Consider the following 11,849-nt stretch of genomic DNA (forward strand, 5'->3'; position numbering starts at 1 on the left):
TATGGTGTTTCTACCCACTCTCATACCTTTAAGTTAAAGGTGTTACTCTTTTCGAAGTAGCGATTCATCCTCAACTCAATAGCAAAAGTAGTGGGAGATTTAACTAAACCCAGCCTACGCAGGTAATACCAAAACCCCATCCATCTCGACCTGCGCCCCACGCGGCAACGCAGCAACACCAATTGCTGCTCGAGCAGGATAAGGCTCTACAAAATAACGCCCCATGGCTTCATTAATCAAGGGAAAATGACTTAAATCAGTTAAATACACATTGAGCTTGGCTATATTTGCCAAACTACCACCCGCAGCGTCACACACTGCAGATAAATTTTCTAAAACTTGGGTGATTTGTTCACTAATGTCTTCACTACAGATTTGCATGGTTTTAGGGTCTAGTGGTATTTGTCCTGAGAGGTATACCGTGTTACCGCATTGAATTGCTTGTGAATAGGTTCCAATAGCTTCCGGAGCTGATTGGGTATGTACAGGTTGCATTAATTATCCCCTTGTTTTTTTCGGTACAGTCGCATTACCACTTTATTAGCGCGTAATCGACGCATTACTCGCGCCAGATGGGTCCGGTCAATGACACTGATTGAAAAGGTTACTGCATTATGGCGTCCATCGCGAGGGTCCACGTTAATATTACCGATATTGGAGCCCGCTTCAGAAATAGCAGTTGCTAAAGCAGCCAAAACCCCACGCTCATTGGCTACATCAACCGTTATATCAACCCAGTATTCTCCTTCAACTTGTTCGTCCCAACGTAAGGGAACAAATTGCTCCGGGTTCATGCGTGATGTTTTTAAGGTAGCACAATCGCTATTATGGACAATGATTCCTCTTCCCTGCTGGAAGACTCCTATGATGCTATCACCAGGAATGGGTTGGCAACATTCACCGAAATGGACCACCATTCCTTCGGTGCCTTTAATGGCAAAGGGGCGCACTTTGCTTGCTTTGTCCAATTCAAGGAAGTCTTGACTGACCACTAAGCGTTTTGCAATCACCATAGCCATTTGGTTACCAATACCAATGGCATAGAGCAAATCATCTATCGCTTTATAATGTAAATCACTTAATAGGGCTTGCAATGTTTCTGGGGGTACTTTGGCATAATCGCTCGATAACTCAGCTAATGATTGTTCCAATAATCGTTTTCCTAAAACAATGGATTCCTCATTTTGCTGACTTTTCAAGAAGTGACGTATATTCGAACGCGCCTTACCAGTAACCACAAAATTTAACCATGTCGGATTCGGTTGAGCGCTGGAAGAAGTAACAATTTCTACAGTTTGTCCGTTCGATAAAGGGATACTCAGAGGCACTAAACGTCGATTTACCTTGGCAGCCACACAACTGTTTCCCACTCCCGAATGTACTGCATACGCGAAATCAACGGGTGTAGCTCCTTTGGGCAACTCCATAATATGACCTTTGGGAGTAAATACATAAACCTCATCGGGGAATAAATCAATTTTAACGTTTTCAATGAATTCCAGGGAGTTTCCGGTACTACGTTGCATTTCTAATAAACTTTGTACCCATTCACGGGCACGTAATTGCGCTTCATTTACTTCCAATCCTGAGGATTTATAGATCCAATGCGCGGCAACCCCATTATCGGCAACTTTATCCATATCCCGTGTACGAATTTGTACCTCAAGTGGAACCCCAAAGGGACCAAATAAAGTAGTATGTAAGGATTGATAACCGTTCGCCTTAGGAATGCCAATATAATCTTTAAAGCGCTGTGGCACTGGTTTATAGGTACAATGCAAGGCACCTAAAATACGATAACAGGAATCAATATCTTCGGTAATAACTCGGAATGCAAATACATCAGTAATTTCGGTAAATGAGGCCTTTTTTTGCCGCATTTTACGATAAATACTGTATAAGTGCTTCTGTCTGCCAAATACCTGCTCGTAAGGAATATTTAATTGCGCAAGAGCCTGCTGCAAATCACGTTCGATGGTTTGAGTTAATTCGCGTCGATTACCGCGTGATTTTTCCACGGCAGATTTAATGGCGCGATAACGCATAGGATACAGGGCTTGAAATCCCAGGTCCTCTAGGCCAACATAGATAGAGTGCATACCCAGGCGGTTAGCAATGGGGGCATAAATTTCTAAGGTTTCAATCGCAATACGGCGTCGTTTTGCAGCAGGCATAGAACCTAAGGTACGCATATTATGCAGTCGATCCGCTAATTTTACGATAATTACACGGATGTCTTTGACCATAGCCAAAACCATTTTACGGAAGTTTTCCGCTTGGGCTTCGGCTTTGGATTCAAATTTGATTTTGGTAAGTTTGGTTACCCCATCGACTAGGGCGGTGATGTCTTCACCAAATTGGCGGGTTAAATCTTCTTTGCTTACCGTGGTATCTTCCACGACATCATGAAGTAGTGTCGCCATAATGGTTTGATAATCGAGCCGCATTCGGGCCAGAATCAAGGCAGCGGCAACAGGATGAGTAATATAAGGCTCCCCTGAACGACGCATTTGACCATGGTGTGCCTTTTCAGCAACCAAATAAGCTTGGTAACATTTTTCTATTTGAGCTTGCTCGAGATAGCATTTCAGCTCTTCATCAAGCTCTTTAAAATAGCTCACGCAGCACTCCCTGATATCCAACATGGTCATACCTCATTTTGGCTAAGATAACGGAAACAGCCCCTCACATCCAAGCAAAAAATTGAACCCTATACTAAAATAATAGCCCAAACCATAAAAAATGGTGCACCTGCACAATAGACCATTTAAATTGCTTAAAAACAAGTAACTCGTAGTGTAAACGTTCACGTCAGGTAAATTATTTCGTCATTGTAGGCACAGCGAAACACCCAAGGTTCAGTGCTTCGAACAACTGGAAGTTATTGCTGTGCTCGCCATGACGGAGGGTTTTATTTTGTTCAAAACACAACCCGGTGCACAATGCCCCTCATTTTGCTGTGCGAATACAGCTACAAGATTCTGCGGGTTGTTTACATTTCGCTAGCTTAAGTCAAATGACTTGATTGAGGGGTACCGAAGCGCCAACATACATCACTGTACATAGGCCTCGGAACACAGAAAATCAAACCATTTTGGCCAAGATAGTAAGCATGTAAGTAAATTCTATTCTTTGTCCAGAATAGCTGCTGTAACTAAACCCTCAGCAATTTCACGTAGTGCAACAACTGTTGGCTTATCATTTTCCCACTCAACCATGGGTTGATCACCGCGCACGGCAATTTGTCGTGCACGTTTTGTAGCCACCATAACTAATTCAAAACGGTTTGCTACATGCTCTAAACAATCTTCAACTGTAACTCGTGCCATAATTGCATTCTCCGGTAACCAAAACTTCTTATTTTACTGCGATGACATCAGGAATGAAAGTAATTTTGCTTGTTTATTTACCTGCCGCTCAATTCGCAGGCGATTAGCCAGCACAATAGTGCATAAATCAGCTGCTGCATGTTCAAAAGTATCATTAACAATAAGATAATCAAACTCTGCATAATGCCTGAGTTCATCTTGGGCTTTTTTCATGCGGTCGCGAATTATTTCGTCATTATCTTGACCTCGACTAGTTAAACGTTCCTTCAAGGCTTCGATTGATGGAGGAATAATAAAAATACTTACCGCCTCCGGGAAATCTTTCTTAATTTGCGCAGCGCCTTGCCAGTCAATATCTAAAACCACATCAATGCCACATTCCAAACGTTCACGAATTTGTGCCTTGGAAGTGCCATATAAATGACTAAAAACTTGCGCATGCTCAATAAAAGCACCCTCGTGGACCATGCTCGTGAATTGCTCTTCATTCACAAAAAAATAATCTACTCCATGAGCCTCTCCTGGCCGCATGACCCGAGTAGTATGAGAAATAGAAACCTCGATGTGCTCAAGAGTCCCGATTAAATTTCTCACTAAACTCGTTTTGCCTCCTCCAGAAGGTGCGGCAACAATAAATAAATTACCTGAATAATTACCCACGATATGACTCACTCAATATTTTGAATTTGCTCACGCATTTGTTCAATTAGTACTTTCATTTCCACAGCGCTCTGGGTCAATTCCACAGAGTCTGACTTCGAACTTAAGGTGTTCGCCTCTCGATTCAACTCTTGCATTAAGAAATCAAGGCGTCTACCTGCTATTTTATCGCAATTTATAGTTCTACTCACTTCATTAATATGAGTTTGTAGGCGATCTAATTCTTCACTGACATCCAAACGGGTAAGAATTAAGGCGATTTCCTGCTCTACTCGATTTTCCGGTACTTCAATCCGTACAGCCTGCAAACGAGAAAACAATTTATCTTTAATTTGTTCCGCTTGATTGGCTACTAACTCTCGTGAGCGCGTTACTTCTTTACCTAACTCCTGCAAACGGCTATGCACATGAGCCTGTAATGCATTTCCTTCTGTCGCCCGCACTTGTTTAAGCTGTTCGATGGCATCTTCAAACAAAGAAATTGCTTGCTGACCTAATTCTTCAACATCAGGAGCGCTGACCTGCACGACCCCAGGCCAGGCAAGAATACGGCTTACCCCAAAATCATTTGCTAAGTGATGAGACGCAGACAATTGATTGCTTAAATCCACCAACGTATTCACCATTGCTGTATTTACAAGCATAGACTGACTTTCAGAACCCACATCCTGATATTTCAGCTGACACTCTAATTTACCACGGCTTATTTTATCACGCAGCGCATTACGTAAATGAGGTTCAATAAAACGAAATGGCTCCGGCAAACGAAATGAAATATCTAAATACCGATGGTTTACTGAGCGAATCTCCCAACAAAGACTCCCGGCATTCATCTGTTTTTGTGCCCGAGCAAAGGCAGTCATACTTTGAATCATAAAAATACCACTGAAAATACGTCGCGCGACTATACCGCAATTTCAGAAAATTGGACAGAACAGATCAAAATCAGCGTAAAAGAACGAGGTAATGTGTCAGTCCAGCCTAGTTCTGTTGTTCTTCAGCAGAATTGATTGTTTTTTATTTTTATGCACAATAGCGACCAAATAAACTTGAAGAACACTTGCTATGAATGAATTATCTTTTAACTTAAATGCATTAAAACTCGAACAGATAGCTGTACCCGCAAATAAAGCACAGATAATTGAATTAGAAAATTATTTTGATCATCCTCTACCTTTTAATCTAAAAGAAATCTTTAAAAACTATAATGGTGCAAACCTTAAGTCGCATCAGCTGAATCACTTCTATATTGTGGGGAAAGATAAAAAAAATAGCTTGAATATTTGGTGCGCCATTAATAAATATGGCGAACAATTAGGACCAGAAACGCTTCCTTTTGCGGAACATGACGCTCATTCAATTTATTTTTTAAAATGGGAACAAGAGCAAGCCAAGGTATGTTTATGGAATGATACCAGTAAACAAATTACTCATATGGGGAATTCCTTTGATGCATTCCTGGCAGACTTAATTATCGAATAAACTAATAAAGAGAGCTAACATGCCCGTATTAAGATAAAAATAGATCAATTTGTGCTATTGATGATTGAATAAGACAAGACCAAACCCTATACTTATCAATACATACTGCCCATTGAATAACCAATAATGAATCCACATGATGCTCTTGTTAACGCTTACGTATCCCTAGGTTACTCCATTGATGATCAGGGCTGTTGTCATGGGGCTTCTCTGCGCTGGTTAGAAGCTTCTTTTTTAGATGAAGAGTCTGTGTTTCATAAACGTCTTCTCAAAATTGTAGCCTATGGTCAATATTTAAAACCAGCCATTGAAAAAGTCAAAGCAAAACGCGGGGAAAAGCTAACTAAAGAAGATAAGTATTTGCTTGAAATACATGCCTTTATGGATCACTTATATATTTTTCAAGCACCTTATGAACAAAAAAGCTTATTTCATAAAAGGACTCCAGTACTCCAAGAGGACATGGATGAGGCCTCTAGATTAGGCTCATCTGATGCAATAGAACATTTAGGTGGACTTAATAAAGTTTACTCTCAGCCTTTAATCTATGACCAACAAGAAATTGCACTCTATTTAAATGATTTAGCACAGGCCATAGAAAATCACTGTCCACTCCGGGGGAAAAAGGTTGGCATTCTTTTGTCCAGCCCTACACACACCACTGCCCTAACCTACACCACGGGAGGAGGAGGATGGCGTTTTATGGATATTAATGAATATCCACCAGAATACTTCCCCAAAGAAAACACAAAAAAATTGGCTAAACATATTGTTGAAAGTTTAAAGGAGCATGAGAGCCCTTATATTGCTTTTGCTTCAAGCGTGATTACAGTAAAAAAAGATCCGTTCCTAAACCAATTAACGGAAGAACTTGGCAAGCTCAGAGCCAAACATCCAGTAACACGTAACATCGCTCGACGTACAGAACAAATTAACTTGTGCTATCTAGCCTCGGAGCAAGGCGATGCACAAATTGTTGCAGAGACTGTAAAACAAGGAGCAAACGTAGAATTTACTGACAAAGATGGCATTACTCCCATTATGGCAGCAGCTATGCATGGCTATGATGAGGTTGTCGATGTACTGGCAAAACATAACGCTAGTTTAGATGTAAGGGAGCAACTTAATGGTTGGACTCCGCTTCATTATGCGGTAGATGAGCAATATACTAAAGTAGTTACTCGCCTTGCCCAACATCATGCGAATCTTAATGTTCGAACTAATAATGGGTATACCCCGCTCTTACTTGCTGTCAGTCACAGAAATGTGGAGGCTGTTGCTGAGTTAATAAAATTTGGAGCTGATGCCAGTATCGCGCTAGCTTACCCTCTTAAAAATTTTAAATCGCAGGATGCACTAACTAAGGCACGTTTTAATACCTTAGTAAAAGAAAAACTGAAGGTGAATGATGAGATTTTGCTCTCTCCTCAAGAAATGGCTTTCATTGACGGACAAGAACACATGGTAATGTTATTTAGGCATGCTCACAGAATTAATTCCCTGTATCAAACAGTAACCACCTTTGCAAAAAATTGTGAATCCACGCAAGCACCGAATTTAATTAATGCTGCTCAAGGCTTAGTAGACTTCACCAATGAATACATCAGCTCAATTTATTTGGCACCCCACGCTTCAGGATTAGAAGAATGGAATAAGCGCTATACCAAAGGAATGCAATTTCTTCTCGCACAACGCCAAGAACCACAGTATATCGAGGCCTTAAATAGCATCAATACTCAATTAAAAAATTTAGTAACCGCTCTTCATCCGGCAAATGATTCGCCCTTAAAAAGGAAATCAATATTTTCACAGGATATTCCACAGGCAAAACGGGTGAAATATCCAGAAACTTCGGTAGATAAAATTATAGATCCCAAAAGTAGATTTAACTAGATCAGTAGATGATGGGTGCAACTCTACGCGTTAAGGAGTATAATTATTCCTTTTTGCGAGGATTATCCCCATGCGTCCCAGTAATCGTGAAGCCAATCAACTTCGTCCTATAAAATTAACTCGTAACTTTACAAAACATGCAGAAGGTTCAGTGCTTGTTGAGTTTGGAGAAACTAAGGTTCTTTGTACTGCATCAGTGATTGATGGTGTACCTCGTTTTATTAAAGGTAAAAACCAAGGTTGGGTAACTGCGGAATACGGCATGCTTCCTCGTGCCACTCACAGTCGTACAGAGCGTGAAGCTGCCAAAGGAAAACAAGGTGGCCGCACTATGGAAATCCAACGCCTTATTGGTCGTTCTCTAAGAGCCTGTGTGGATTTAAAATTCTTAGGTGAAAATACCATTACTCTGGATTGTGATGTGATCCAAGCTGACGGTGGAACGCGTACTGCGGCTATTACTGGTGCCTGTGTCGCAATGAGAGACGCTGTTACTTGGATGGTTGAGCGGGAAAAAATCCGTAGAATGCCTACCTTTAATTATATTGCTGCCGTTTCCGTCGGTATCTACAGGGGCCAGCCAGTTCTTGATTTAGATTATGCTGAAGACGTACTTGCTGAAACGGATATGAACGTGGTCATGACTGAAGCAGGTCATTTTATTGAAGTGCAAGGAACAGCAGAAGATAAAAACTTCAATCGCGATGAATTAAACAGCATGCTTGCTTTGGCTGAAATTGGCATTCCTCAGCTGATTGAGTTACAGAAAAAAGCTTGATTATTGAGCGATAAACTAAATGAAGTAGCCTTTCAGTATTTGGGTATTTAATAAAAGACTCGAATTAACGCGCTTGGCCTCGGTACTAAGTTTGTTGCTCACCTCGAACCCATATGGATACCGCGGTCAAGCCGCGGTAATTCGGGGAATAAAATTCATTAATCGAACAGAGTTTTATCCACTGCAATATCACGAGCTGTATCCCTCGCTATAAGGTCACTCCTGACCAACTCTAACAAATGCTGATCTAGAGTCTGCATCCCAACCGCCTTCCCTGTTTGCAAGAAAGAAACCATTTGCGCTACTTTATCTTCCCGAATTAAATTACGTATCGCACCAGTACAAATCATAATTTCTAGAGCAGCAATGCGCCCCCTTCCCTCTTTTCGTCTTAGCAATCTTTGAGCAATGACCGCCCTTAATGATTCCGCTAAAATAGAGCGAGCCATTATTTTTTCCTCCGCAGGAAATAGCTCGATAAGACGATTAACTGCATGAACTGCCGAATTTGTATGTAAGGTCGCTAATACCAAATGTCCCGTTTCTGCCGCCCTCATAGCCAAGCGAGCTGTTTCTAAATCGCGTAGCTCGCCCACCAGCAAGACATCAGGATCCTCACGCAAAGCAGAACGAAGTGCAGTGTGGAAATTATGGGTACTGTGATGTACTTCCCGTTGGCTCACTAAACATTGATTACTGGAATGCACAAACTCAATCGGATCTTCGATAGTAAGAATATGCCCATGGCGTGACGCGTTAATGCAATCAATCAGCGCCGCTAAAGTTGTACTTTTACCAGAACCTGTGGGTCCGGTCACTAATACTAATCCATTGGGGTAATCGGTTACCTCCGTAAAAACAGGAGGTAAATGCAAATCCAGAACACTGGGAATAGTGGCCGAAATAAGCCGAAAGACCGCACTAATCCCCCGCAGATGATGAAATACATTAACCCGGAAACGACCAAGTGTACGAATCTCTAAAGCAAAATCGAGCTCCCAATGCGTTGCCAGCGCCTCCTTTTGCTGTATGTTGAGAAGTGCATCAATCATCGATGATACGGTGGAATGTTCTATAACCACTGCGTCCATTTTGCGTAATTCGCCGTCGACACGCATCCAAGGTTCCACACCAGAGGACAAATGTAAATCTGATGCTTGGTTGTTAACGGCAGAAGCCAATAATTCGATTATATCCATTGGGTAATGCATCCAAATTGCTGCGAGCGTTGGGTACGGGCAGCAGGTTACCATAGAAGGATCTACTCGGCAAACGCTCTATCTTTTGGTATTGTTAATATTTTAAAGACCGTACACGCAAATGAATCTTCAACATAATCTAAATCAAATACAACAGCTTATCAGGCAGGCAGAATTAGAAAGTGGGCGTAATGCTCATGAAGTCTTATTACTGGCTGCCAGTAAACAACAAAGTGCGGAATCAATTGCTCAATTGTATGAACTTGGGGTACGTGATTTTGGCGAAAACTATTTTCAAGAAGCGCAAGAAAAAATTAATGCACTAAAAGATTTACCCCTATGCTGGCACTTTATTGGTCCAATTCAGAGTAATAAAGCGAAAAATATTGCTCGTGCTTTTAATTGGGTACATAGTGTGAACAGGCTAAAAATAGCTCAAATACTGAGCGAGAATCGTCCCTCAAATTTACCTCCTTTAAACCTATGCTTGCAGGTTAACTTAATCCCTGAAGAAACTAAATCGGGTATTAACCCTGAGGAAGTAACGGAATTGGCTTTGGCAGTCAGTCAATTACCTCATCTCAAACTTAAAGGTTTAATGACTATCCCGCCCCCAGAACAGGCCCCACAAAAGCAATATGAACTTTATATGCAAATGAACCAACTCTTAAAAACCCTAAACCAGAAACTGGGCTTAAACATGGATACTTTATCGATGGGAATGAGTGATGATTTAGTGCCGGCAATTAAGGCGGGAGCAACTATTGTTCGTATTGGACGAGCTATTTTTGGTGAACGAGCCAAGAAATAATAAACTTGCCAAGTAAAATCCAATACTTATCAATAATGTAGGCCCTATGAGCACCGGGTAATAGGGGTTTTAAGCAACAAATCAGATTCCGCCCTGTCTTACCCCAGGCTAATAAATGCTACGGTTTTTGCATTTCCCTATTTAGGTATATACTAGCAGGTGTATACCAACAAAAATAATAGGATTGGGGTAAATATGTCAGGTTTAACCGCTGTAGGATTATTTGTTGTTTCTTTAGCTTTTTCAGTACTTATTTTCAGTATTTGGTTACGTATGGCGCTTCGCTACTTCCGGGTCAGTGCAATTAACCCACTAAGCCAATTGGTCCATACCATCACGGATCCCCTGGTAATTCCAATACAACGCTTACTAAAATTAACTCCCAAGCCTGGACAAAAATACGAGACAGCGTCAATCATCGTGCTCGTGCTGGTGGAAATACTAAAGATTTTTATCCTAAGTATGATCGCATTTCACGCCCTAATGCCTATGGGCTATTTTATCATCTATGTTCTTGCTGATTTAATTATTCAGCCCTGTGACCTGCTCTTCTTTGCTATCTTGATTCGCGTGATTATGAGCTTTGTTAATCCTGCCTGGAATGGCCCGATTGAGTCTTTTTTACGTACATTAACCGACCCCTTACTGAAATTAGGACGCAAAATTATTCCTGATATTTCGGGTTTTGATTTCTCCCCTTTTATTATGCTTATGATTTTGAAAGTTATTACCTTATTCATTAATGCGAACCTTCCCTGGAGAATACTCTAAAACAAACTATACTTATTTGTAGACAAGGGCTACAAGGATGAAATCATGAAATTGTCGCGTTATACTGGTTTAGCATTAGCTATTTTACCTTTTAGTCTCTTTGCTGATGACCAATTTTATTGCCCGGAGAATCATGCCTACATTAATATTGGCATGTCTCCAGACCAGGTTATTGCTGCCTGTGGGCAACCCATCAGCCAACAAGATTCAAACCAGCCAGTTTTAAGAAAAATCCCCGTACAACAGCTTATTTATAATAACAAAGGTGCTGATACTGCATTTTATGGTGTATGGAACGTCCCCACAGGTAATGGTGGTGCTCAGCTGGAAGTGGATATCGCCGATCAAAAAGTACGAAGCATTAAACTAAACAGTTCAGACAGTAACTCCATTTCTATATGCGGCGGTAATAGCATTCAAATTGGTGATCCAGTAGAAAAGGTTTATTATTCCTGTGGAAGTCCCTCACTAACCAATAATACTTATATCAATGAAGTGGTGCCCACGGCAGAAAAACCTAAAGTATGGATTTATCAACCCGGCCAATATCAACCAACGGTAACCTTGACTTTTGTTAATGGCAAATTACAATCCATCAACTAATTAACATAAGGTACACTTGAATGACGGAAACAGTTGACGATCTTACCATTGCCTTTAGCGAAAACGGGACAGAAGTAACTAAAGAACTGGATAAACAGGTATTAAGCAAAGGAGCCTGGACCACTATTATATTTAAGTATCAGGATTGGGATAATGGCAAAAACGATTTTGGACCAGTGAAATACTCAATTCGCCGTTATCAAAAACGCAATAATCAGTATTGGCAAAAATCTAAGTTTAATATTTCTAGTGCGGACCAAGCGCAAAAGATTGTTGATATTCTTAGTGACTGGTTAAAATGATTTGGATGCTGGGCTTTACAG

13 protein-coding genes are annotated in these 11,849 nt (G+C 41.0%); 7 read left to right on the plus strand and 6 right to left on the minus strand.

The annotated features are described in order from the left end of the window. Window positions 1-114: 114 nt before the first annotated feature. The 5 genes from ACD661_RS06535 to ACD661_RS06555 form a co-directional block, all read right to left on the minus strand. Window positions 115-495: a RidA family protein gene (locus ACD661_RS06535; protein WP_400187023.1), complete on the minus strand. Its 381-nt coding sequence runs from the start codon at window positions 493-495 to the stop codon at window positions 115-117. Beyond that, window positions 495-2,621: a bifunctional GTP diphosphokinase/guanosine-3',5'-bis pyrophosphate 3'-pyrophosphohydrolase gene (gene spoT / locus ACD661_RS06540; protein ID WP_472975191.1), complete on the minus strand. Its 2,127-nt coding sequence runs from the start codon at window positions 2,619-2,621 to the stop codon at window positions 495-497. Before spoT ends, ACD661_RS06535 begins: the two co-directional genes overlap by 1 nt. Before the next feature lie 504 nt (window positions 2,622-3,125). Next, window positions 3,126-3,329 (minus strand): DNA-directed RNA polymerase subunit omega, encoded by a 204-nt coding sequence (gene rpoZ, locus ACD661_RS06545; RefSeq protein WP_400187025.1) that lies wholly within the window; start codon window positions 3,327-3,329, stop codon window positions 3,126-3,128. A 33-nt stretch (window positions 3,330-3,362) separates the two neighbouring features. Beyond that, window positions 3,363-3,992 carry a guanylate kinase gene (gene gmk, locus ACD661_RS06550; RefSeq protein WP_400187237.1) on the minus strand — a complete coding sequence of 210 codons (630 nt, stop codon included), beginning with the start codon at window positions 3,990-3,992 and terminating at the stop codon, window positions 3,363-3,365. 5 nt (window positions 3,993-3,997) lie between these two features. After that, window positions 3,998-4,864 (minus strand): YicC/YloC family endoribonuclease, encoded by an 867-nt coding sequence (locus ACD661_RS06555; RefSeq protein ID WP_400187026.1) that lies wholly within the window; start codon window positions 4,862-4,864, stop codon window positions 3,998-4,000. Window positions 4,865-5,054: 190 nt separating this feature from the next. On the opposite strand from ACD661_RS06555, the gene ACD661_RS06560 reads away from it, so the two are divergent. From ACD661_RS06560 to rph, 3 genes are all read left to right on the plus strand, one after another. Next, complete coding sequence (locus ACD661_RS06560; RefSeq protein ID WP_400187027.1) at window positions 5,055-5,471, plus strand: SMI1/KNR4 family protein; 417 nt, start codon at window positions 5,055-5,057, stop codon at window positions 5,469-5,471. Window positions 5,472-5,597: 126 nt separating this feature from the next. Next, window positions 5,598-7,364 carry an ankyrin repeat domain-containing protein gene (locus ACD661_RS06565; protein WP_400187028.1) on the plus strand — a complete coding sequence of 589 codons (1,767 nt, stop codon included), beginning with the start codon at window positions 5,598-5,600 and terminating at the stop codon, window positions 7,362-7,364. 70 nt (window positions 7,365-7,434) lie between these two features. Beyond that, on the plus strand, window positions 7,435-8,142 hold the full coding sequence (rph, locus tag ACD661_RS06570) for a ribonuclease PH (RefSeq protein ID WP_400187029.1): 708 nt from the start codon (window positions 7,435-7,437) through the stop codon (window positions 8,140-8,142). Window positions 8,143-8,300: 158 nt separating this feature from the next. Here the strand turns inward: rph and ACD661_RS06575 are convergent, their stop codons facing one another. Next, a complete protein-coding gene (locus ACD661_RS06575; protein WP_400187030.1) occupies window positions 8,301-9,341 on the minus strand; it encodes a type IV pilus twitching motility protein PilT in 1,041 nt (346 codons plus the stop codon). Window positions 9,342-9,462: 121 nt separating this feature from the next. Between ACD661_RS06575 and ACD661_RS06580 the strand changes: the two genes are divergently transcribed. The 4 genes from ACD661_RS06580 (at window position 9,463) to ACD661_RS06595 (ending at window position 11,828) form a co-directional block, all read left to right on the plus strand. Next, window positions 9,463-10,152: a YggS family pyridoxal phosphate-dependent enzyme gene (locus tag ACD661_RS06580; RefSeq protein WP_400187031.1), complete on the plus strand. Its 690-nt coding sequence runs from the start codon at window positions 9,463-9,465 to the stop codon at window positions 10,150-10,152. Window positions 10,153-10,347: 195 nt separating this feature from the next. Continuing rightward, a complete protein-coding gene (locus ACD661_RS06585) occupies window positions 10,348-10,923 on the plus strand; it encodes a YggT family protein (RefSeq protein ID WP_400187032.1) in 576 nt (191 codons plus the stop codon). Between the two features lie 45 nt (window positions 10,924-10,968). Beyond that, window positions 10,969-11,526 (plus strand): DUF2845 domain-containing protein, encoded by a 558-nt coding sequence (locus ACD661_RS06590; protein ID WP_400187033.1) that lies wholly within the window; start codon window positions 10,969-10,971, stop codon window positions 11,524-11,526. A 20-nt stretch (window positions 11,527-11,546) separates the two neighbouring features. After that, entirely contained in the window at window positions 11,547-11,828 is a 282-nt protein-coding gene (locus ACD661_RS06595) for a hypothetical protein (RefSeq protein WP_400187034.1), read from the plus strand. Window positions 11,829-11,849: the final 21 nt, after the last annotated feature.

Origin of the sequence: Legionella lytica, assembly GCF_044626755.1 — a bacterium.
In the GTDB taxonomy this organism is placed as follows: domain Bacteria; phylum Pseudomonadota; class Gammaproteobacteria; order Legionellales; family Legionellaceae; genus Legionella; species Legionella lytica_A.